Annotated in this window: 21 protein-coding genes; 12 read left to right on the top strand and 9 right to left on the bottom strand. The window is 60.7% G+C overall.

Translation table 11 applies throughout. The annotated features are described in order from the left end of the window. The first annotated feature begins 59 nt into the window (after positions 1-59). Together CCGE531_RS02795 and CCGE531_RS02790 are read left to right on the top strand one after the other, a co-directional pair. Positions 60-2,348: an NADP-dependent malic enzyme gene (locus CCGE531_RS02795; protein WP_120662822.1), complete on the top strand. Its 2,289-nt coding sequence runs from the start codon at positions 60-62 to the stop codon at positions 2,346-2,348. A 168-nt stretch (positions 2,349-2,516) separates the two neighbouring features. Then, a complete protein-coding gene (locus CCGE531_RS02790) occupies positions 2,517-3,926 on the top strand; it encodes an adenylate/guanylate cyclase domain-containing protein (RefSeq protein WP_120662821.1) in 1,410 nt (469 codons plus the stop codon). Between the two features lie 2 nt (positions 3,927-3,928). On the opposite strand, the gene CCGE531_RS02785 is transcribed toward CCGE531_RS02790, so the two are convergent. Continuing rightward, positions 3,929-4,768: a GNAT family N-acetyltransferase gene (locus CCGE531_RS02785; RefSeq protein WP_245459053.1), complete on the bottom strand. Its 840-nt coding sequence runs from the start codon at positions 4,766-4,768 to the stop codon at positions 3,929-3,931. Between the two features lie 577 nt (positions 4,769-5,345). On the opposite strand from CCGE531_RS02785, the gene CCGE531_RS02780 reads away from it, so the two are divergent. Beyond that, positions 5,346-6,293 carry a transposase gene (locus CCGE531_RS02780; RefSeq protein ID WP_120662404.1) on the top strand — a complete coding sequence of 316 codons (948 nt, stop codon included), beginning with the start codon at positions 5,346-5,348 and terminating at the stop codon, positions 6,291-6,293. Between the two features lie 14 nt (positions 6,294-6,307). On the opposite strand, the gene CCGE531_RS02775 is transcribed toward CCGE531_RS02780, so the two are convergent. The 4 genes from CCGE531_RS02775 to CCGE531_RS02760 are packed head-to-tail and all read right to left on the bottom strand — an operon-like array spanning position 6,308 to position 11,118. Further along, positions 6,308-8,596 (bottom strand): PAS domain-containing hybrid sensor histidine kinase/response regulator, encoded by a 2,289-nt coding sequence (locus CCGE531_RS02775; RefSeq protein WP_120662819.1) that lies wholly within the window; start codon positions 8,594-8,596, stop codon positions 6,308-6,310. Between the two features lie 55 nt (positions 8,597-8,651). Then, positions 8,652-9,170: a signal peptidase II gene (gene lspA / locus CCGE531_RS02770; RefSeq protein ID WP_120662818.1), complete on the bottom strand. Its 519-nt coding sequence runs from the start codon at positions 9,168-9,170 to the stop codon at positions 8,652-8,654. Further along, positions 9,167-10,027: an RNA methyltransferase gene (locus CCGE531_RS02765; RefSeq protein ID WP_120662817.1), complete on the bottom strand. Its 861-nt coding sequence runs from the start codon at positions 10,025-10,027 to the stop codon at positions 9,167-9,169. Before CCGE531_RS02765 ends, lspA begins: the two co-directional genes overlap by 4 nt. Then, the gene (locus tag CCGE531_RS02760) at positions 10,024-11,118 is read right to left on the bottom strand and encodes a class I SAM-dependent methyltransferase (protein ID WP_245459050.1); all 1,095 of its coding nucleotides are present in this window, start codon (positions 11,116-11,118) and stop codon (positions 10,024-10,026) included. Before CCGE531_RS02760 ends, CCGE531_RS02765 begins: the two co-directional genes overlap by 4 nt. Before the next feature lie 184 nt (positions 11,119-11,302). Here CCGE531_RS02760 and CCGE531_RS02755 point away from each other — a divergent pair, with 184 nt between their 5' ends. Continuing rightward, positions 11,303-11,755 carry a carbon monoxide dehydrogenase subunit G gene (locus CCGE531_RS02755; protein ID WP_120662815.1) on the top strand — a complete coding sequence of 151 codons (453 nt, stop codon included), beginning with the start codon at positions 11,303-11,305 and terminating at the stop codon, positions 11,753-11,755. Between the two features lie 36 nt (positions 11,756-11,791). Then, positions 11,792-12,250 carry a GNAT family N-acetyltransferase gene (locus CCGE531_RS02750; RefSeq protein ID WP_120662814.1) on the top strand — a complete coding sequence of 153 codons (459 nt, stop codon included), beginning with the start codon at positions 11,792-11,794 and terminating at the stop codon, positions 12,248-12,250. Here CCGE531_RS02750 and CCGE531_RS02745 read toward each other — a convergent pair. The 3 genes from CCGE531_RS02745 to sppA form a co-directional block, all read right to left on the bottom strand. Further along, the gene (locus CCGE531_RS02745) at positions 12,242-12,574 is read right to left on the bottom strand and encodes a LapA family protein (protein WP_120662813.1); all 333 of its coding nucleotides are present in this window, start codon (positions 12,572-12,574) and stop codon (positions 12,242-12,244) included. The genes CCGE531_RS02750 and CCGE531_RS02745 overlap by 9 nt on opposite strands. Before the next feature lie 180 nt (positions 12,575-12,754). Next, positions 12,755-13,060, bottom strand: a complete 306-nt coding sequence (locus CCGE531_RS02740; RefSeq protein WP_004120746.1) for an integration host factor subunit beta — start codon at positions 13,058-13,060, stop codon at positions 12,755-12,757. A gap of 26 nt (positions 13,061-13,086) precedes the next feature. Then, complete coding sequence (gene sppA / locus CCGE531_RS02735) at positions 13,087-14,043, bottom strand: signal peptide peptidase SppA (RefSeq protein ID WP_120662812.1); 957 nt, start codon at positions 14,041-14,043, stop codon at positions 13,087-13,089. Positions 14,044-14,365: 322 nt separating this feature from the next. Between sppA and lptC the strand changes: the two genes are divergently transcribed. From lptC to ptsN, 6 genes are all read left to right on the top strand, one after another. Then, positions 14,366-15,052, top strand: a complete 687-nt coding sequence (gene lptC / locus CCGE531_RS02730) for an LPS export ABC transporter periplasmic protein LptC (protein ID WP_120662811.1) — start codon at positions 14,366-14,368, stop codon at positions 15,050-15,052. Next, entirely contained in the window at positions 15,049-15,702 is a 654-nt protein-coding gene (locus tag CCGE531_RS02725; protein ID WP_120662810.1) for an LptA/OstA family protein, read from the top strand. Before lptC ends, CCGE531_RS02725 begins: the two co-directional genes overlap by 4 nt. 46 nt (positions 15,703-15,748) lie before the next feature. After that, a complete protein-coding gene (lptB, locus tag CCGE531_RS02720) occupies positions 15,749-16,528 on the top strand; it encodes an LPS export ABC transporter ATP-binding protein (RefSeq protein WP_162943941.1) in 780 nt (259 codons plus the stop codon). Between the two features lie 195 nt (positions 16,529-16,723). Continuing rightward, complete coding sequence (gene rpoN / locus CCGE531_RS02715) at positions 16,724-18,283, top strand: RNA polymerase factor sigma-54 (RefSeq protein ID WP_120662808.1); 1,560 nt, start codon at positions 16,724-16,726, stop codon at positions 18,281-18,283. Positions 18,284-18,533: 250 nt separating this feature from the next. Then, a complete protein-coding gene (gene raiA / locus CCGE531_RS02710; RefSeq protein ID WP_120662807.1) occupies positions 18,534-19,109 on the top strand; it encodes a ribosome-associated translation inhibitor RaiA in 576 nt (191 codons plus the stop codon). Between the two features lie 88 nt (positions 19,110-19,197). After that, positions 19,198-19,662: a PTS IIA-like nitrogen regulatory protein PtsN gene (gene ptsN / locus CCGE531_RS02705; protein WP_120662806.1), complete on the top strand. Its 465-nt coding sequence runs from the start codon at positions 19,198-19,200 to the stop codon at positions 19,660-19,662. A 94-nt stretch (positions 19,663-19,756) separates the two neighbouring features. Here the strand turns inward: ptsN and grpE are convergent, their stop codons facing one another. Beyond that, entirely contained in the window at positions 19,757-20,398 is a 642-nt protein-coding gene (gene grpE, locus CCGE531_RS02700) for a nucleotide exchange factor GrpE (RefSeq protein WP_120662805.1), read from the bottom strand. Between the two features lie 214 nt (positions 20,399-20,612). Here grpE and CCGE531_RS02695 point away from each other — a divergent pair, with 214 nt between their 5' ends. Beyond that, the gene (locus CCGE531_RS02695; protein ID WP_120662804.1) at positions 20,613-21,047 is read left to right on the top strand and encodes a GFA family protein; all 435 of its coding nucleotides are present in this window, start codon (positions 20,613-20,615) and stop codon (positions 21,045-21,047) included. Positions 21,048-21,070: the final 23 nt, after the last annotated feature.

The following is a 21,070-nucleotide window of genomic DNA, read 5'->3' as shown; positions in this document are numbered from 1 at the left end:
AGAAGACAACAGCTATCGGGCAAGAGGGACCGGTCGCCCACAGGAGGTTTGGAGGAACAATGGCTGACAGCAAGAGCAAGTCGCGTTCGGGAACGGGGATCACCGAGCAGGAAGCGCTCGATTTCCACAAGAACGGCCGCCCCGGCAAGCTTGAGATCAACCCGACCAAGCCGATGGCAACCCAGCGCGATCTTTCCCTTGCCTATTCGCCCGGCGTCGCCGTTCCCGTAAAAGCGATCGCGGCCGATCCGGCCACCGCCTACGACTATACCTCGCGCGGCAACATGGTCGCCGTCATCTCCAACGGCACGGCCATTCTCGGCCTCGGCAACCTCGGCGCACTCGCCTCCAAGCCTGTCATGGAAGGCAAGGCCGTCCTCTTCAAGCGCTTCGCCGACGTCGATTCGATCGATCTCGAGATCGACACGGAGAATGTCGACGAATTCATCAATTGCGTGCGCTATCTCGGCCCCTCCTTCGGCGGCATCAATCTCGAGGATATCAAGGCGCCTGACTGTTTCATCATCGAGCAGCGGCTGCGCGAGCTGATGGACATCCCCGTTTTCCATGACGACCAGCACGGCACCGCCATTATCGCCGCCGCCGGCCTGATCAATGCGCTCGAACTGACGGGCCGCGACCTGAAGACCACCAAGCTCGTCTGCAACGGCGCAGGTGCGGCGGCCATCGCCTGCATCGAACTGATCAAGGCCATGGGCTTCAACCCGGAGAACGTCGTCCTTTGCGATACGAAGGGCGTGATCTACCAGGGCCGCAGCGAGGGCATGAACCAGTGGAAGTCGGCGCATGCCGTCAAGACCGACAAGCGCACGCTGGCTGAAGCGATGCAGGGTGCCGACGTCGTTCTCGGCCTTTCGCAGAAGGATGCTTTCTCCGAAGATATGATCCGCTCCATGGCGGACAAGCCGATCATTTTCGCCATGGCCAATCCCGATCCGGAAATCACGCCGGAGGAAGTCGCCCGCATCCGTGACGACGCCATCATGGCGACGGGGCGCTCGGACTATCCGAACCAGGTGAACAACGTCCTTGGCTTCCCCTATATCTTCCGTGGCGCGCTCGACGTGCGCGCCACCACCATCAATGACGAGATGAAGATTGCCGCCGTCAACGCGCTGGCAAGCCTGGCGCGCGAAGACGTGCCGGACGACGTGGTCGCCGCCTATCAGGGCGCAAGGCCGCGCTTCGGCGCGCAATACATCATCCCGGTGCCATTCGACCCGCGCCTGATCTCGGCCATCCCGGTGGCTGTCGCCAAGGCGGCGATCGAAAGCGGCGTCGCCCGCCGCGACATGCCCGATATGGATGCCTATGCCCGTGAGCTCTCGGCCCGGCGCGATCCGATCGCCTCGACGCTGTCACAGCTCTATGAGCGCGTACGGCGGTACCAGAAGCGCATCGTGTTTGCCGAGGCAGAAGAAGAACAGGTCATGCGCGCTGCCCTCTCCTATGCCAATCAGGGGCTCGGCACGGCGATCCTGCTCGGCCGCGAAGATCTGATCGAAGCCACCGCCGAACGCGCGGGCATCGATCTCAATCGCCCCGGTCTCGAAATCGTCAACGCGCGCATTTCCAAGCGCGGCGATGCCTATATCGACTATCTCTATGCCCGGCTGCAGCGCCAGGGCTACTTGCATCGCGATGTGACGCGCCTGATCCACAACGACCGCAATCACTTCGCCGCCTGCATGGTGGCGCTGGGAGACGCCGACGGCATGGTGACCGGCGTGACGCGTAATTATTCGACGGCGCTCGGAGACGTGCGCCGCTGCATCGACGCCAAGCCGGGGCACCGAGTGATCGGCATATCGATCGTGCTTGCCCGGGGCCGCACCGTCTTCGTCGCCGATACCGCCGTGCACGACATGCCGACGGCCGTGGAGCTCGCCGATATCGCCGAGGAAGCTGCCGGCTTTGCCCGCCGTATGGGCTATGAGCCGCGCGTCGCCATGCTCGCCTATTCCACCTTCGGCCATCCCTCGGGCGAACGCTCCGAGCGGGTGCGCGAAGCTGTCAACATCCTCGATCATCGCCATTTGAACTTCGAATTCGACGGCGAAATGTCCGCCGACGTGGCGCTGGACCGCAAGATCATGGAGAGCCTCTATCCCTTCTCGCGGCTCTCCGGGCCGGCAAACGTTCTCGTCATGCCGGCGTTCCATTCGGCGGCGATCTCCACCAAGATGCTGCAGGAACTCGGCGGCTCCACCGTGATCGGGCCACTGCTCGTCGGCCTCGACAAGCCGGTGCAGATCACCTCCATGGGCGCCAAGGATTCCGACATCGTCAACATGGCTGCCATCGCCGCCTACGGTGCAGGCGCCTGACTTTTGCCACTAGAGCAATTTCCAGGAAAAGTGCGCAGCGGTTTTCCGTCCGGAATTGCGAGACAACAAAGAGATAGAGTGGTTCAGAGATTCCGCGAAAAACTGAACCACTCTGGGGCGGCCGAACAAAGATGATGGCTGCCCTATGAAATAGGTGTAGGATGGGGGATGACTGAAGCTCAGCCCCTGTTCGAAGTGCTGCGCCATTCGGCGCGGCCGGATATTGTCGACGCAATCGAGCGGATGGTCCTTGAGGCGTCCGACCGCAAGCTCAACCGCATGAATGCGCTCGCCTTCGCCGACGACCATGGCTTCGACGAAGAACAAACCATCAGCGCGTTTCTGCACGCCGCGCGCCTTGGCCTGTTCGAGATGTCGTGGAATGTGCTGTGTCCGGGATGCGGCGGCGTTCTGGATGCCAATACATCGCTGAAGTCAGTCCAGAGCGAAGCCTATAGCTGCACCCTGTGTGCGGCCGGCTACGAGCCGACGCTCGACGAGATGGTCGAAGTCACCTTCACCGTCAGTCCGCGCTTGCGCCACATCGGCGCCCACAATCCGCATGATTTGCCGCCTCATGAATATTTTCGCCAGATCTACTGGAGTTCGGGCGTCGACCTTCCGGAGGAGGGCTATGAGGAAAAGGTCGATGAATTCCTGCTGGAAGCCTTGGAGCTGCCGGCGGGCGAAAAGGCTGTCGTATCGCTGCAGCTGCCGGCCGAATTCGTCATTATTTTTGAACCGGTTACCCATAGCGCGCAGTTCATCGACGTAAAGGGCGAACCATCCAAGGAACGGCAGAGCATAACGCTCGTCTTCGATCGCATGCATCGGCACCACGACACCATCGAGCTTAGACCCGGCCCGCTGCGCATCGTCATAGAGAACCACACGGAGGTCCGCACCCTGCCGTCGGTATGCATCGCCAATGACGCACTTCACACGCTGCTCGGCCAGCGCCGGCCATTCCTGACCGCCAAGCGGCTGCTCTCCAACCAGACCTTCCGCGACATATACCGGACCGATACGATCGACATCAACCAGCGGCTGAAAATCGCCAGCCTCACCTTTCTCTTCACCGATCTGCGCGGTTCGACCGAACTCTACGAGCGGGTCGGCGATCTTGCCGCCTTCGATCTGGTCAAGACACACTTCAGTATCCTGCACGAGATCGTGGGGGCGGAGGCCGGTGCGGTCGTCAAAACCATTGGCGACGCCGTCATGGCCACTTTCCCGACGCCGGACCGGGCGCTCGCCGCGGCGATGCGGATGCGAGAGGCCATGTCGAGCCTCAACAGGGAACGCGGCAACGACGATCTTCTTCTGAAGATCGGCATCCACGAGGGACCGTGCATTGCGGTCAGCCTGAACGAGCGGCAGGATTATTTCGGACAAACGGTCAATATCGCCTCACGCGTGCAGCATCTGGCGACGTCGAGCGAGATATTTGCCACAAGCGCGGTACTGGAGAATGCCCGCGCCGCCGAATTGTTGACGACGCGGGGTTTGAAGCCGCAATCGCATCATGTCTCGCTTCGCGGCATTACGGATGCGATCGATATTTTTGCGATCCCTTGAGATCAGCTCGCGAAGCGACCGGCATCCGCGCCGTAATAATTGACGTAGCGGTCCGAAATGCTGGCGATCGGCAGGACGATCAGGACATCTGTCGTATTGAAGGCCTGATCGACGACGGCGGTCGAGCCGACCATCGCACCGAGGCGCAGATAACCCTTGATCAGTGGCGGCATCGCCATCAGCGCCTTTTTCGGATTGATGGCTTCGACCGGCATCAGATCCATGTTGCGAGCAAGCGACGGCAAAGCGCCGACGGTCCATTCGTCCTTGGCAACGACATTATGATAGAGGAAGGACAGAGCCAGCGCATGCTGTTCCGGAAGGACGCCGGGGAAAGAGGCGCAACCGATCATCGCGCCCATGCCATGCTTCAGCGCATAGGCCCAATTGCCCTGCCAGAGCAGCTCCACCGTGCGCTTGTTGCGATAGTCCGGCAATACGCAGGAGCGCCCGAGCTCCATGAAACGCTTGTCCGGATGGCGGACGAGAAGCGTGTCGATGTCGAATTCCGAAGAGGAATAGAAGCCGCCATTGGCCATGGCTACTTCCTGGCGCAGCAGGCGATAGGTGCCGACGATCTGGTCTTCCGAATCGCCCTCGATCGAACGGTCCAAAACCAGAAGATGGTCGCAAATGGCGTCCCAACTGTCGACATCACGCTGGCGACGCATGGCGTCGGCCGGCAGCTGCGCGTTCATCTCCTCGACGAAAACGCGATAGCGGACGGCCTGAGCGGCATCGATTTCACGCGCCGTGCGGGCAAGGCGCGTTTCTAAATTTCCGATGCGTCCGAGCACATCGCTGGCAACCGGCGCAACCGTTGCCTTTGAAGACTGAACCATTTCGCCCTGAGCTTCGCGATTCAAGATTTCGATGGACATGGCGATTCTCCCCCTACGGGCCGATATAGCGCCATAAACCAAATTCGTGCGACAGGAAAGTGACATGCAGCTCTGCTAAAAGCAAGAAGTGTGCCCATTCCAATTTTCGAATGGACACACCATCCCCAACTTAGCAACGGCAATTGCCACAGGTTGAACCATATTGCCGGCCGCTATCGAGCATTGATGAGCCGGCTTTCCTAACCTTCATCCGAAGATCAGCGATGATGTCTGGAGCAATTCCAGGAAAAGTGCGCAGCGGTTTTCCGTCCGGAATTGCTAGATAACAAAGAGATAGAGCGGTTCAGAGTTTCTGTGAAAAGCTGAAGGGCTTGTCTTATGACTTTTGCTGCCGAACAGGCGAAGAATGAGCCGCTGAGAGAGGGTAGCCGCCCTCCCACAGCGGCGAGGGTCGGATCGTTGAAACGCAGACCGTTTGACGGGTCGAGCTAGAGTCGGATCGCCCTCGTCTTTCTCTTTGGTCCTGAACGGATACCCGGAGTTTGGCTCCGGACGACAAGCAGAGGACAAGCGAAAGATGACAAAGGATACCATTGGCGTCGATATCTCGAAAGATCATCTCGATGCCCACCGGATGAGCGACGGCGCGATCCGCCGCTTCGCCAACGACAGTGTCGGCCACGGAGCTTTCATGAGCTGGCTCGGCCAGCTTGAGACCATTCATGACACACGCATCGTCTATGAACCGACAGGCCCTTATCACCGGGCCTTCGAGCGTCGGCTGGCTGCGGCAGGCGCGGCCCTCGTCAAGGTTAATCCACGCCAGGCACGGCGTTTTGCCGAAGCCACGGGCAAGCTCGCCAAGACCGATCGGCTGGACGCCGCTATGCTGGCGCGCATGGGGGCACTCCTTGAACTCGAAGCACGGCCGGCACGCAGCCCGATCCTCAACGACCTCAAGGACTTGCACATGGCCCGCGAGGCGCTGGTCAAGAACCGCACCGCCGCCAAGAACAGGGCAAAGAACCTGACTTTGACCGTGCTCAAGCGTCACAACGCCGAGCAACTCAGGCAGATCGAACGCCAGATGGCCGCGATCGAAAGGGAGATCATGATGCTCATCAAGGACAATCTCGTCCTCGCAAGACGCTTCGAAAGCCTCATTTCGATCCCCGGCATCTCAGCAACCACCGCCTTCGCGCTTCTCATCGACATGCCCGAACTCGGCACGCTCGCCCACGGCCAAGCAGCCTCGCTTGCTGGCCTGGCTCCCGTCGCACGGCAGTCCGGGACATGGACCGGCCGTGCCTTCATCCGCGGCGGCCGGGCAAAGCTGCGACAGGCACTCTACATGCCGGCGCTTGTCGCTATGCGCTTCAATCCCGACCTCAAGGCAAAATACGACCAGCTCAAAGCTGCCGGAAAAGCACCGAAGGTTGCCATCACAGCCATCATGCGAAAGCTCATCGTGCTCGCAAACGCATTGCTCAGGGACGGCCGAGAATGGACGGCAACCCCTACTTGACCAACACGGATACTCTAGCCGCGTTCGAAAACCGACCTCGACAGGCCCTGCAGCGTTGCAGACAGCTTTTCAGGATCGACCGGCTTGACGATGACGGCATCGGCCCCGGCCAGCAAAGCCTGACGGCGGACCGAATCACGGCTGTCCGCGGTCAACACGACGATCGGAAGCGGCGGCAAACCGTGCCGACGCTCGTGGGCCCGCAATTGCGCAAGCACGACCGCGCCCGAACCGCCGGGCATATTGAAATCGGTTACCAGCACCTCGGGCCGCGCTTCGGCGTTTTCGATGCGAACGCGAAGTCCGTCGAAATCCTCGACGAGGCGAACCCTGTGACCGGCCTTGGAGAGCATGGCCCGCACCAGCATCGCATTGACCGGATCATCCTCGCCAAGCAGGATATCCAGCGTGCGATCTTCCGCCTCCGGCGTTGTTATGCCGATCTCGGAGACCGCTTCGATAAAGGCATCACGCTTTTCCATGCCACGCATGCGGCCTCTCAGCACATCGATCAGCGACTGCTCGCGCAGCGGCCGAATGAGCCAGGCGTCAAAGAGATCGAGCGGATGGGTGTTGCGCTCCTCCGGATTGACCAGGAAGATCTTGCGCAGGCCGGGCACGGCAAGCGCGGCTCCCTCACTGAAGTACCAGGGCGCCATGCGGTGGTCGACGATGAGATCCGTCCACGTCCCCTCCTCGCCCACCGGAAACGAGCGCGGCAGATCATCCATGTCGGCGGCGCCGATCAGCCTGCAATGGCCGCCAAGGGTCTGGATGGTTTGCATGATTGCCTCGCTCGCTGGCCCCTTAGGAGCCAGCAGCAGGACGCGCGATCCCTTGAGCATGATATCGCGCCACTCATATCCATCTTCCTCGGCCTCCAGGCCGACCGGAAAGGAAATAACGAACTCGCTGCCCCTGCCGCGCTCGCTGACGACGCTGAGCCTGCCGCCGAATTCGCGCAGGATGCGGGCGGAAATGGCCAGCCCCAGGCCAGTGCCGGCGCTTTTTTCCACGATCGTCCCGGCCTGTTCGAACTCGCCGAAGACCCGCGCCTGTTCTTCCTCGGTCATGCCGGGGCCGCTATCCCGCACCGATATCGTCAAATCCCGTCCCCGAAAATCGACACGGACAAGCACGCCGCCGGTCTGGGTGAACTTCACGGCGTTGCCGATGACGTTGAACAGGATCTGGCGCAGGCGGGCCGGATCGAATTCCATGCTCTCGGGGACCTTGGCCGCAACGCTTGCAGCGATTTCGATGCCTTTTTCATGGGCTCGATGGGCGAGCATCTCGATGACGCCTTCCAGCAGGGGGCGCAAAGCCTCCTTACGTGGATGCAATTGGAAGCGGCCGACCTCGATCGTGGAGAAATCAAGCAGGTCTTCGACCAGCTGCACCAGCGCGTGACCCGACTGGCGAATACCCGTCAGGTAATTTGCCTGCTCCAAAGTCAACGGCGTCTGGGCAAGCAGATAGTTCATGCCGAGAATGCCCGATAGCGGCGTGCGGATCTCATGGCTGACGGTGGCGAGCAGCCGCGACTTGGCCGCGCTGTTATATTCGGCCTTCAGCCGCGCATCCTCGCGCAGGCGGGCGGTCTGCCGCTCTTCCGTGACGTCGCGCGCGATGCTCTGTAAACACAATTGCCCCGTCGTCGGATCACGGAACATGACATCGTGCCAGGCAAAGATGCGCCGCCCCTCGGGTGTGGCGATTTCGGCGTCCTGATGTTTTGCGTCGGTGACGGCACGGAATACCAGGCCGGCCTCTTCCAGCGTCAGGCCTTCCGGATGCGACTTGCCGGTCAGCTTGCGGAAGGTGGCATTGGCATGCAGAATCCGGCGATCGATGCTGCGTGTGACCGCGATGTCGCCAAGCGCATCGTGGATGGTGGCAAGCAGGCTGGTGCTTTCCTTGTGTTCCCAAAGACGGTCGTGCTCGCTCTCGCTGAAGTCGGCTGCGACGGCCGCGGGCTTGCGCGATGCGTTGCGGGCATTGGAGATGCCGACGGCGGCAAGGATAAGGGCAACAAGGCCAAGAACGGCCGCGAGCGTCAGCGGACCTCCGACAAAGCCGATCGCAAGAAGGGCCGCGCCCGCCACGAGACCACCGCCATTCAGCCAATGGCCTTGCAGCCACCAGGCCCGCGCCGACGATGCCGGCCGGCGGAGCTCATCCTGCGATGGCTCGATCGGTTTTGCGAGGGACGGGTCGTTTTCGGCCGGTCCTTCGATCGGTCCCGTATGGCCGCGGATTTCGGCTGCGGCAAGCTTTTGCTGCAGATTTGCCAGAGTGCTCATGCAATCTGGCTAACACATGCAACCTTCCCGATGCCTTCAGGGATTCGCTAGAATTTTAAGCTTTTGCCTTTTTCGGCATCAGAAGCTCGTCGAGAATGACGCAACCCGCCCCGATCGTGATGAAACTGTCGGCGAGATTGAACACCGCGAAAGACCATGTCTGCGTGTGAAAGAGAATATAGTCGATCACATGGCCATAGAGAAAGCGGTCGATCAGGTTGCCGAGCGCCCCGGCAATGATCAGGGCAAAGCCCATATGGGCAAGCCAGCGATGATCGGGCGTGCGCCGCCAGAGCCACAGCACGAAAGCGACGATGACGAGCCGCATGCCGACGATGAACCAGCCGTCCATCCCCGACAGCATGGAGAAGGCCACGCCGAGATTATAGGTGCGATAGAGCGCCAGCATCGGAATGACCGGAACCATCTCCTGCAGCGGCAGCCAGTGATCGACCGTGATCTTGATGGCCTGGTCGAGGATGACCGCAACCACGATGAAGATCAGGATCGGCAGGGGCCGTGAAAACAGGGCCGGCTTCGCAGTCGGCTGTTCGTTGGTCTCGCTTTCGGTCATCGGGTCTCGCTCAGGGTCAGGATATGGCGGCGGGCCTCGAACAGCATGACTGCCGTCGCCACCGCCAGATTGAGGCTGTCGGCGCGGCCGGCCTGCGGAATGCGGGCAAGCGCGTCGGCCTCTTTCGCCAGGGCATCCGGCAGGCCGGACTGCTCGTTGCCCATCAGGATGACGACGGGCTTCCTCTTGTAATCGATGGTGCGGTAGTCGACCGCGCCGGCCAGATGGGTGGCGACGACGGCAACACCGGCCGCCTTTTTCCAGGCAAGAAATTCCTCCGGCGTCGCCTTGACGACGGGAACGGCGAAGACCGAGCCCATGGTAGCGCGCACGGTTTCCAGCGAAAACGGGTCGGTCGTCTCGCCGAGGAGGATCACGCCGGAAGCGCCGGCCGCATCGGCGGTGCGAATGATGGTGCCGAGATTGCCGGGATCCCGCACTCGGTCGAGCGCCACCCAGGTCTCGCCCGCCTTCGGCTTGACGTCCCGAAGCTGTCGCCAGCGCTGCTCGAACACGCCGACCACCATCTGCGGATTGTCGCGGCGGGTGATCGAGCCGATGACCTTTTCGCTTACTTCCAGCACCAGTCCGCCGGCGGCGACCGTCTTGGCGGCAACCTGCTCGACAAGCGGCTTGCCCTTGGCGGCCTTGGCATAGACCAGCGTGCGGATCGTCCAGCCGAGATCGAGCGCGTCGATGACGAGCTTCAAGCCCTCGGCCAGGAAGGCGCCGCTTTCCTCGCGGGACTTCTTGACCGTCAGCGCCTTGATATCCTTGACGATCGGATTGGCAAGCGAGGTAACTTCCTTGACCTGTCCGACCTTGCGCGGGCCGTCATTACGGAAATCCTGGTTCATTTCGGCACCCAGCGGCTGAAGAGAGAGGTGGAAAGCGCCCTGCCCGGCGTGCGGCCGTCGAGGCCTGCCTCGCGGATGACGAGCTCGCCGGATTCGACCACGCCGCCGGCGCCGCGCATCGTCTCGCGCATCAGCTCATGGATCGAATAGAAGCTGGCGCGGATGGAATAGGCCGTCAGCACGAGGCCGAGCGCCTTCGGCGACAGGATCTCGCGGCAGATATCGAGCATCAGCGGCAGGTGCTCGAACAGATGCCAGACCTCGCCATTCGGGCCGCGGCCGAACTTCGGCGGGTCGGTGAGGATAATGTCGTATTTGTTGCCGCGCCGCTCCTCGCGCAGGATGAACTTCATCGCATCCTCGCAGATCCAGCGGATCGGCAGCTTTTCCATGCGGCCCAAAGCCTGGTTTTCGCGCGCCCAGCCGATCGCCTTCTTCGAGGCGTCGACATGGGTCACTTCCGCGCCGGCGGCTGCCGCCACCAGAGACGCCACGCCGGTATAGCCGAAGAGGTTCAGGACCTTCAGCGGCCTTTTCGCCGCCTCGCCCTGCTCCTTCATCCAGGCCCAGTGCACGATCTGCTCCGGGAAGACCCCGACATGGCGAAAGGCGGTGAAACGGCCGAGAAAATCGACGCCGAGCAATTGCAGCGGCCAGGTCTCACCCAGCGCCTCGCGCGGGAAACGCCACCGGCCCATGCCGTCCTCATCCGTATCGCCGGTGAAGATGGCATCGGCATTGTCCCAGACATGGGAGGCGAGCGACGGCGGCCACAGCGCCTGCGCCTCGGGCCGGACGATGCGATAGGGACCGTACTGCTCGAGCTTCAGGCTATTGCCGCTGTCGATGAGGTGAAAATCCCCGGCACCCAGCGATTCGAGAATAACGGGCACGCGTTCGGCCGGCCGCTCGCCGCTTCGCGTCATCAGCGGGCGCTCGGGCGTCGCAGACGCGGTCGCCGCATCGCGCGGCTCGACCACCCGCTCGCCATGATCGCGCAAAGGCTTGGCATCACGCGAAGGCCTGGCATCATGCGAAGGCTTGGCTGGCCTTGAAGCATGCGCGGGTTTTGCCGGCGGCTTGCCGGGCATATCGCGCCGGGGCTTTGCCCCAAGACCGCCGGCGGCCTTGTGGCCGGGGCGGTTTTCCCTGTGTTTCACCATGCTTGTCTCAAAATTGATATGTGCGTGCAAATAGCATCTGGCCGCCACTTGGCAAAGCGCTTTCCGATCTGCGATGATCCATGCACAAAATGTCACATTGGGAGGATTGCGCATGGACATGACCGGCGAGGAGCGGATCGCAGCACCCAGGGACGCGGTGTGGGCGGCACTGAACGATCCCGAAATCCTCAAGCAATGCATTCCCGGCTGTCAAAGCCTAGAGAGGATTTCTCCGACGGAACTGACAGCGACCGTGAAGCTGAAGATCGGCCCGGTTTCCGCCTCCTTCAATGGCGAGGTCAAGCTTTCCAACATCAACGCGCCGGAAAGCTACACGATATCGGGCGAGGGAAAGGGCGGTATCGCCGGTTTCGCCAAGGGTGGCGCCGACGTCGTCCTCAAGCAAGACGGCAGCGAGACGATCCTGCAGTATGAGGCCAAGGCCCAGGTCGGCGGCAAGATCGCGCAGCTCGGCTCACGACTGGTCGATTCCAGCGCCAAGAAGCTGGCGCAGCAATTTTTTGCCGATTTCACCGCGGCGATCAACGGTCAGGCCAACGCCTGATTGCCGCGGGCACATTTGGCGCCCATATAGTCGATCATGGCATCGAAATCCGAGAGCTGGGCTGTCCGGCCCGTACGCGAACAAGACATGCGGATCCTCGCGAAGATTTATCTCTGCGTCCGTCGCGAGACATTCCGATGGGTCGATCCCGGGCGCTTCAACGTTGATGATTTCGCCGTTCATACGAATGGCGAGCGCCTGTTCGTCTGCGAAGACGAGGACGGCGTGGTTGCAGGCTTTGCCGCAGTGTGGGAGCCGGACGACTTCATCCATATGCTCTATATCCTGCCGGCCTTCCAGGGGCGCGGCGCCGGCAAAGCCCTGCTCACCGCCCTGCCGGACTGGCCTGCGCGCCGCTATCGGCTGAAATGCCTGGTCAAAAACACGAACGCCATGACCTTCTATCGAAAACTCGGCTTCGAGATCATCGGCGACGGCGCGTCGCCCGAAGGCGACTACAAGGAGATGCGGCTTGACGCCAGCCCGTCATTTTGACGGAAGCTGGCCGGCGATTTCTTCCGCTCGCGTTCGATGCTTGTCGGCCTCGGCCTGCCAGCGCACCGCCTCCCGCGACTGGTTGCGGGCGCGCTTGCGGTGCTTTCCCTGATTGAACCAGGTAACCGCGGCTCCGACGACCATGCCGAGGATCAGAGCGACAAACAGCAGTACGAACAGAGGCGCATTCAGCGACAGGACCTGATCGTCCGGCCGGAACGGGTTGAAAGCCAGCGTCACGGATTGTCTGTTGGCAACGCAGAATATGATGAGGATGATGCCGAGCGGCAGCAATATCAGCAGATTGACGATCTTCTTGGCCATTGCGCAGCTCCTTTATCCGCAGCCATGGATGCCCGCACCCAAGCCGCCTTCAGCCGCAGAATAGAAAAGAGGCGGCTGAATTCAAGTGCCATCGCGTCGCGGCACAAACATGTCCGACAGCATTCCATCGCGAGATTTTCGGGCGCGGCATTTTCGGGAAAGCTCGGCGCGATCGGCCGATCAGTTGTCGTCTTCCTCGTCGCCGGCGCCCGGATTCAGGCGCTCGCGCAGTTCCTTGCCCGTCTTGAAGAAGGGAACCCATTTTTCCTCAACGAAGACGGTATCGCCGGTGCGCGGGTTGCGACCGGAGCGCGAAGGACGGTTCTTGACGGAAAAGGCACCGAAACCGCGAAGTTCAACCCGGTTTCCGGCGGCGAGCGCATCGGTGATCTCATCGAGGACAGCGTTGACGATATTTTCGACGTCGCGGTGATAGAGATGCGGGTTGCGGGCGGCAACAATCTGCACCAGTTCCGACTTGATCACAGCTATCCCCTTAAATCATTGATTTATCAATTGGCTGCACCCTGCCAAACAGAAAGCAGGCCGTCAAGAAACAACTTATCGGTCATAATTTTCTGGAAAGATTCTCCTTTTACAAAATCATCATAACCAAGACGATTTAGCAACCAGGAAGCGGCAACCGGCCAAAAGAAGGACGAAGTTTTGTCTTCCCGCTTCCAATCGACGACCGGCAGGTCCTTCTTGACCTTGCGCGTTTCGAGATAGGCCAGAATTTCGTCCTCACCGCCGAGCGTATCGATCAGCTTGTTCTGCAGCGCCTGACGGCCGGTGAAGATGCTGCCGTCGGCAAGCTTCAACACGTCTTCACGCGGCAGCTTGCGGCGATCCGCTACCAGATCCACGAACCAGCCATAGCTGTCCATGACCATGTTGCGGATCATGTTCTTGGCGTCCTCGCTTGCCGGATGGAAGGGCGATGGCTCGGCCTTCAGCGGCGCCGACTTGATCTCGTCGAGGGAAACGCCAAGCTTGTCGAACAGATCCTTGAGCTGCGGATACTGGAAGATGACGCCGATCGACCCGGTGATCGAGGTATCGCCGGCAACGATATTGTCGCCGGCGGTCGCGATCATATAGCCGGCCGAGGCGGCGACCGTGCGAATGTCCGACACGACGGGCTTTTTGGCGGCGACGGCGCGGATCGCCTTGAAGATGCGCTCGCCGCCATAGGTGGTGCCGCCGGTCGACGAGATCGAGACGATCAGCGCCTTGACCTGGTCATTGTCGCGGATCTTCTTCAGACGTTCGAGAAGTTCCGGATCGTCCTGGATGAGCCCGGAAATCGCGACACGGGCAATCTGTGGGCCGCGCGTGTCGGGGAGGTCTCCGGCGACGAAGCGATAAAGCGCAAAGCCGAGCGCCACTAGGAGCAAAACGGCAACAATGCGCCAAAAACCAAGCTTGCGACGCAATTGTCGCCGATCCGCGATTGCAGAACTGTCCATCACGCCTTATTTCTCCCTGCAATAAACCGAATGCGCTACGAACCGGATATGACACCTTGAAACGGGCACAATCCTCAGAGAAAAGCGTTTCCCGTACTCGATGTCGTCGGCGGGAGGTCGCTCTGCTGTTCATCAGATAGGACATTGCCCGACCTGATGAAACGGGCCAATGGCATATTTTTCTGCCGAAATTCCTCGGCTGCAGGAAAAAATCCATATTGGCAAGCCAGTGCAATAATGCGAAACGATCCGATGGGCTTTTTGGCGCAGCCTCGCATAGCGTGAATGCGGCTCTCCGGATCAAAAAAGACGGACCTGTTGCATGCTCAATACGATCGAGACCCCCGGCGAGGCAATTCGCTCGGTGCAGGAACGGAATGTGTATAAGGACGCAATGTTCCACTCTGCGCGCGTGAAGCGGCTGAGGGTATTGCTGCCGCTTGCCGCCGTCATCGTCTCGCTCATCTTCATCACCGTCTCGCTGATCCGCGCCTATTTGCCGGCGGACATACAGATCGAGGGTGCCAAGATCGAGGACGGCAAGGTGGTCATGGAGCGTCCCGCCATCGCAGGCCGCAACAAGGACGGCATCAATTACTCCCTGCTGGCGGAGAAAGCGCTGCAGGATATCAGAAACCCGAACATGATCACGCTCAAGACCATCAAGGCATCCATGCCCGTCAATACCGACGTGATCGCCCATGTGACGGCCCAGAGCGCGGATTTCGATCGCCAGGCCGACACGCTGAAGCTGACCGAGCCCTTCGTCGTCCAGATGGACAATGGCCTGCGCGCGGAGTTCAAGACCGCGTTCCTCGATGTCAAGAAGGGCGATCTCACCAGCCAGGACGAGGTTGCAATCAACCGGGGCGGCATGTCGGTTGTTGCGCGTTCGCTCAAGATGACGGATAAGGGGAGCGTAATCGAATTCGACGGGCAGGTTCGAATGCATATCGAACCGTCCGCTCTCCACAATTCAGCTAGCGAACAGAAGCCGGGCGGTTCATGATAAAGTATTGGCCAAACTCAATTTTCAACTCCGGCCTGCGCAAGGCGGGTCTTCTTGGCGCTTTCAGCGCGCTCGCCTTCTTCGCAGCCGCGGAGGCAGGCGCGCAGTCGACGACCAGCTCCATGCCGGGCCTTGCCCTTTCGAGCGATCAGCCTATCCAGATCGAAAGCGACAAGCTGGAAATCCACGATCAGGAAAGCCAGGCCGTGTTCACCGGCAACGTCAAGGTCGTCCAGGGCACCACGACGATGCAGGCGGGCAGGATGACGGTCTTCTACAAGAAGAAGCAGCCGGCGGATGCCAAGCAGGCCGACAATCCTGTCGCCAAGGCCGCCAAGGAGCAGAACCAGTCGCTGGTATCAGGCGATGCCAACATCGACCATATTCTGGTCACCGACAAGGTTTACCTCGTTTCCGGCACGCAGACGGCAACGGCGGAGGACGGCTCCTTCGACATGGCCAACCAGCTTGCGATCCTCAAGGGCAAGAAAGTGGTTCTGACCGACGGACCGAACGTTTTCACCGGCTGCCAGCTCACCGTGCACATGGCGACGGGCGAAGCACAGCTGGATTCCTGCGGAGGCCGCGTTCAGATCCAGCTCGATCCGAAATCGCAGCAAGTGCAGCAGCAGCAACAAAAGAAAAATTGATCCCGGCCCTCTCGTGACGACATCGACAACTTCCATTTTGCCCGGCGTGCCCGGGCCGTCTTCTGCGGCATCCGACGCACCGGCCGCGGACAAGGCACGCTATAAGGGCACGCTTATTGCCCGCGGCCTAACCAAGACCTATCGTACACGGCGCGTCGTCAACGGCGTTTCGCTGGTGGTGCGGCGTGGCGAAGCTGTCGGCCTGCTCGGGCCGAACGGCGCCGGCAAGACGACCTGTTTCTACATGATCACCGGGCTGGTCCCGGTCGATGAGGGCACGATCGAGATCGACGGCAACAATGTCACGTCGATGCCCATGTATCGCCGCGCGCGGCTCGGCGTCGGCTATCTTCCGCAGGAAGCCTCGATCTTTCGTGGCCTGACGGTGGAAGAAAACATTCGCGCCGTGCTCGAAGTCCATGAAAAGGACAAGACGAAGCGGGAGCGCAAGATCGACGAACTGCTGGAGGAATTCCACATTCGCAATCTGCGCACCGTGCCGGCCATCGCGCTTTCGGGCGGTGAGCGGCGGCGTCTTGAAATCGCCCGCGCGCTGGCGACCGACCCGACCTTCATGCTGCTCGACGAGCCTTTCGCGGGCGTCGACCCCATCTCGGTCGCCGACATCCAGAACCTCGTGCATCACCTGACGGCACGCGGCATCGGCGTATTGATCACCGACCACAATGTCCGCGAGACGCTCGGCCTGATCGATCGCGCCTATATCATCCATGCGGGTGAGGTGCTGACCCATGGCAGGGCGAACGACATCGTCAGCAATCCCGAAGTACGCAAGCTCTATCTCGGTGATAATTTCAGCCTCTGATAGGCTGAAATTCCATCCCTTCATCCACCAATATTACCGGACGCCGGCGTGTGCCGGAAATTTACTTCCGCGGCACAGTTCCACTTGACCAAATCCCATAAAAAAGCAATTTTTGGGCCAGTTGGAATTTCGCGAAGATTTTATTAATAGAAGGCGCGGAATCCCGAGGAGTTCAAGGGGAGTCCCGCGTCCGCCATGGCACTATCGGCCAATCTTTTCCTGCGCCAAAGCCAGAGCCTGGTGATGACTCCGCAACTGATGCAATCCATTCAGTTGCTGCAGATGACCCATTTCGAGCTGAGCCAGTTCATCGCGCTGGAAGTCGAGAAAAATCCGCTGCTCGAATTTGCGTCAAATGACGAGGATCTAGGCAGCAACGACGAACGCGAAGCCAAGGACGATCATTTCGAGACCCAGGAAGAACCGCACGGGGACGATAGCTTCGAACGCGGTGCCGGCGACCTTGCGAGCGACTGGTACGAAAACGACAATACCGGCAACGCCAAGCAGCTGAGCGATGAGCTCGACACCAATTTCAACGATGTCTTTCCGGACGACGGCTCCCCGCAGCGCGCCGATGCGCCGGAACTGCTGAGCCAGTGGAAATCCATGCCTGGCGGCGAGGCTGGCGAAAGCTACGACCTCGACGACTTCGTCGCCGGCCAGGTGTCGTTGCGCGATCATCTCAACGAACAGATCCCCTTCTCGCTGCCCGCCATAGGCGACCGGCTGATCGCCCAGCATCTCGTCGACCAGCTCGACGATGCCGGCTATCTCCGCGCCGATCTTGATGAAACGGCCGGGCGCCTCGGCACCACCCCGCAAGAAGTGGAGCGGGTGCTGGATGCCCTGCAGCAACTCGATCCGCCTGGCGTCTTTGCTCGCAGCCTCAGCGAATGCCTGGCAATTCAGCTGCGGCAGAAGGATCGCTTCGACCCGGCGATGGAACGTCTCGTCCAGAACCTGGAACTGCTCGCCCGGCGCGACTTCGCGACGCTGAAACGGCTCTGCGGCGTCGATGAGGAAGACCTGCTCGACATGATGGCGGAAATCCGCCAGCTGAACCCCAAGCCCGGCAGCGGCTTCGAGACCGAGATATCCGAGGCGATCATGCCCGATATCGTCGTGCGCTCGTCCGCCGACGGCAGCTGGCTGGTGGAGCTCAATCCCGATGCGCTGCCGCGCGTGCTGGTGAACCAATCCTACTTCGCCTGCGTTTCCAAAACCGGGCAGGATCACGCCTTCCTGTCGGAATGCCTGCAGAATGCCAACTGGCTGACCCGCAGCCTGGACCAGCGCGCCAAGACGATCATGAAGGTGGCAAGCGAGATCGTGCGGCAGCAGGACGCATTCCTCATGCATGGGGTCGACCATCTGCGGCCGCTCAACCTGAAAACCGTGGCGGAGGCGATCAAGATGCACGAGTCCACGGTCAGTCGCGTGACCTCGAACAAATATATGCTGACCCCGCGCGGGCTGTTCGAGCTCAAATATTTCTTCACGGTTTCGATCAGCGCCGTTGCGGGCGGCGACGGCCATTCCGCCGAAGCCGTGCGCCACAAGATCCGCTTGCTGATCACGAACGAGAGCCCGGATGCGGTGCTGTCCGACGACGATATCGTCGATACGCTGAAGAAGGGCGGGATAGAACTCGCTCGCCGTACGGTTGCAAAGTACCGGGAAGCCATGAACATCCCCTCCTCCGTTCAGCGGCGCCGGGAGAAGCGGGCGCTGGCCAAAGTTTCAGGCTTATGACGATCGCTGATCGTCAACCATGGGATGCATATCTCCTAACAGTCCGTTAAGATGCAGTTGACTTTCGCATGCGGCGGGGCTAGAAGCCCGCCGCAATCGCTGCAGGACAGCACGACCATGAAACTTATCCCCACCATCCAAAAGGCGGTCGATATACGCAATTTGCCTTTGACTGCGTGAAGTGCTTGGATGAGCTTGAGGCTTGGCGTAAACTGGTAGGCGCAATAACCACTACAAGAAGGGAAACTCCATGAGTGTGCGTGTCTCCGGTAAACATATGGAAATTGGCGATTCCTTCCGCCAACGGATTGAAGACCAGATCGGCATGGCCGTGACGAAATACTTCGACGGGGGGTATTCGGGTCAGGTGACTGTGCATAAGTCCAGTTCGCGCTTTGCGGCCGATTGCAAGCTTCACCTCGACAGCGGCGTGGTGCTGCATGCCGCGGGGGAAGCCATGGACCCGCAGCTTGCTTTCGACGCTGCGTCCGAACGTATCGAGAAGCGCCTGCGCCGCTATAAGCGCAAACTCAAGGACCATCAGGCCGGCAATCACATAAATGGGCAGGCCGAGGTCGCCTACACCGTGATGGACGGCGTACCGGACGACGACGAGGAAATTCCTGCCGATTTCGCGCCGGCGATCGTCGCCGAAAGCTCGAAACAATTGAAGACCATGTCGGTGGCGACTGCCGTGATGGCACTCGACATGACCGACGAACCGCTGCTGCTCTTCCGCAGCCCCGGCAACAAACACCTGAACATCGTCTACCGCCGTCAGGACGGTAACATTGGCTGGATCGACGCCGCCAATATCAAAGGCTGAGAATAGAAGATAAGCGGCGGCTGCACACCATGGCAGCTGGCCGCCGCTTGCCCGTCATCGGCTCTCGGCGACACGAAGGATAAAGAGAATGGCATTGGCAGATTTGCTACAGCAAGATGCGATCATCCCCGCCTTGAAGGCAAATTCCAAAAAACAACTGCTTCAGGAGCTGGCCGCCAAAGCCTCCAAACTGACCGGACTGCCGGAGCGCGAAATTTTCGACGTCGTGCTGCAGCGTGAGCGCCTCGGCTCCACCGGCGTCGGCAACGGCATCGCCATTCCCCACGGCAAGCTTGCCAGCATCAGGTCCATCGCCGGCATTTTCGCGCGCCTTGAAGCGCCTGTCGATTTCGAGGCCCTGGACGATCAGCCCGTCGATCTCGTCTTCTTGCTGCTTGCGCCCGAAGGCGCGGGCGCTGACCACCTGAAGGCGCTGTCGCGCATCGCCCGCGTTCTGCGGGACCAGGATCTCGTCGCGAAGCTCCGCGCCACCGATTCAGCCTCCGCCATCTACGCCTTCCTCAACGAGGAACAGGCATCCAACGCCGCGTGACGACCCGCGTCGCACCGGACCAAGGCAAAAATAAGAGCCGGATGATCTGACATCATCCGGCTCTTATTTTTTGTTGCTGCTGCCCGAAAAAGGATCAGGCGTCTTTTTCATCCAGCGGGCTGTTGGCGCCCTGCTCGGCATTCTCGACGATCTTCGGACCGCCCTTGGCGACGCCGACCATCGCCGGGCGCAGAACGCGATCGCCGATGGCGAAGCCGGCCTGCACGACCTGCACGACCGTGTTGTTCGGCACCTCGGGATTGGGCACTTCAAACATTGCCTGATGGAAATTGGGATCGAACTTCTGCCCGACCGGCTCGAGCTGGCGCACGCCGTGGCGATCGAGAGCGGAAAGCATGGAACGCTCGGTCATCTCGACGCCTTCGATCAGCGTGTTCAGGCCGGCATCGCCGCCGGCGCGCGCATCGTCCGGGATGGCATCCAGCGTACGGCGCAGGTTGTCCGCCACCGAAAGCATGTCGCGGGCGAAGCTTGCCACGGAATAGGACTTTGCATCCTTCACATCGCGCTCGGTGCGGCGACGGAGGTTGTCCATCTCGGCAGCGAGGCGCAGGTAGCGATCGCGCAGTTCGCCGTTCTCGGCCTTCAGCAGCTCAACCGGGTCCGGCTGAGACGGCTCGGCCGCATCAATGGTTTCCGCTGCATCCTGCGCGAAATCCGCTGACGTGTCGGCCGCCGTGGCATCAGGTCCGGTTTTTGTTGTTTCGTCGGTCATGACGGTCTCCGAATTGCTTGGTCTTTGGATGTGCCCGATATCGAGGTTTGGCCGGAAAAAATCAAGGCTTTGTCGAGAAGAACAGCCAATTCCCGGCTTTACGGCGGCAGCAATACGCCTCTGCGCTCTTGAATACCGCTCGGGACGCCGGGTGTTCAGCCCTCCTCCCCGGTGGTATGCTGAAATGCATCTCAGCACAGCGTGGGGTGACTCAATGTCTAATGGCAAATCTCTTTCAGGCAAGTGTTTCTGTGGCGCAGTGGAAATTGCGGTCGATGGCGAACCAATGGCGATGGGCTATTGTCATTGCGATTCCTGCCGGGAATGGTCGGCGGGACCAGTCAATGCCTTTTCGCTCTGGCCGCCACAGGCCGTTCACATCACCAGGGGCGCGGACAAGATCGGCAGCTACCAGAAAACCGAGAAGAGCGTGCGCAAGTGGTGCACGGTCTGCGGCGGTCATCTTTTGACCGAGCATCCGCCATGGGGCGTAACCGATGTCTATGCCGCCATGCTGCCCGGTCTCGATTTTCAACCGGCATTGCACGTCAACTATGAAACCACGGTGCTGCACCTGAGCGACGGGCTACCGAAGCAGAAGGATTTGCCGGCGGAAATGGGCGGATCGGGGATGCTGCTTCCCGATTGATCTTCGCCGCCAGATCCCGTCTT

It is taken from the genome of Rhizobium sp. CCGE531 (assembly GCF_003627795.1).
GTDB lineage: Bacteria > Pseudomonadota > Alphaproteobacteria > Rhizobiales > Rhizobiaceae > Rhizobium.
Note: the sequence above shows the minus strand (reverse complement) of the source record. Positions and strands in the feature narration are given on the sequence as shown.

Excerpts from the sequence above, each read along its gene's own strand:
- CCGE531_RS02795 (WP_120662822.1), top strand. The coding sequence starts at position 60 with ATGGCTGACAGCAAGAGCAAGTCGCGTTCGGGAACGGGGATCACCGAG.
- CCGE531_RS02790 (WP_120662821.1), top strand. The coding sequence starts at position 2,517 with ATGACTGAAGCTCAGCCCCTGTTCGAAGTGCTGCGCCATTCGGCGCGG.
- CCGE531_RS02785 (WP_245459053.1), bottom strand. The coding sequence starts at position 4,768 with ATGGTTCAGTCTTCAAAGGCAACGGTTGCGCCGGTTGCCAGCGATGTG.
- CCGE531_RS02780 (WP_120662404.1), top strand. The coding sequence starts at position 5,346 with ATGACAAAGGATACCATTGGCGTCGATATCTCGAAAGATCATCTCGAT.
- CCGE531_RS02775 (WP_120662819.1), bottom strand. The coding sequence starts at position 8,596 with ATGAGCACTCTGGCAAATCTGCAGCAAAAGCTTGCCGCAGCCGAAATC.
- lspA (WP_120662818.1), bottom strand. The coding sequence starts at position 9,170 with ATGACCGAAAGCGAGACCAACGAACAGCCGACTGCGAAGCCGGCCCTG.
- CCGE531_RS02765 (WP_120662817.1), bottom strand. The coding sequence starts at position 10,027 with ATGAACCAGGATTTCCGTAATGACGGCCCGCGCAAGGTCGGACAGGTC.
- CCGE531_RS02760 (WP_245459050.1), bottom strand. The coding sequence starts at position 11,118 with ATGCCCGGCAAGCCGCCGGCAAAACCCGCGCATGCTTCAAGGCCAGCC.
- CCGE531_RS02755 (WP_120662815.1), top strand. The coding sequence starts at position 11,303 with ATGGACATGACCGGCGAGGAGCGGATCGCAGCACCCAGGGACGCGGTG.
- CCGE531_RS02750 (WP_120662814.1), top strand. The coding sequence starts at position 11,792 with ATGGCATCGAAATCCGAGAGCTGGGCTGTCCGGCCCGTACGCGAACAA.
- CCGE531_RS02745 (WP_120662813.1), bottom strand. The coding sequence starts at position 12,574 with ATGGCCAAGAAGATCGTCAATCTGCTGATATTGCTGCCGCTCGGCATC.
- sppA (WP_120662812.1), bottom strand. The coding sequence starts at position 14,043 with ATGGACAGTTCTGCAATCGCGGATCGGCGACAATTGCGTCGCAAGCTT.
- lptC (WP_120662811.1), top strand. The coding sequence starts at position 14,366 with ATGCTCAATACGATCGAGACCCCCGGCGAGGCAATTCGCTCGGTGCAG.
- CCGE531_RS02725 (WP_120662810.1), top strand. The coding sequence starts at position 15,049 with ATGATAAAGTATTGGCCAAACTCAATTTTCAACTCCGGCCTGCGCAAG.
- rpoN (WP_120662808.1), top strand. The coding sequence starts at position 16,724 with ATGGCACTATCGGCCAATCTTTTCCTGCGCCAAAGCCAGAGCCTGGTG.
- raiA (WP_120662807.1), top strand. The coding sequence starts at position 18,534 with ATGAGTGTGCGTGTCTCCGGTAAACATATGGAAATTGGCGATTCCTTC.
- ptsN (WP_120662806.1), top strand. The coding sequence starts at position 19,198 with ATGGCATTGGCAGATTTGCTACAGCAAGATGCGATCATCCCCGCCTTG.
- grpE (WP_120662805.1), bottom strand. The coding sequence starts at position 20,398 with ATGACCGACGAAACAACAAAAACCGGACCTGATGCCACGGCGGCCGAC.
- CCGE531_RS02695 (WP_120662804.1), top strand. The coding sequence starts at position 20,613 with ATGTCTAATGGCAAATCTCTTTCAGGCAAGTGTTTCTGTGGCGCAGTG.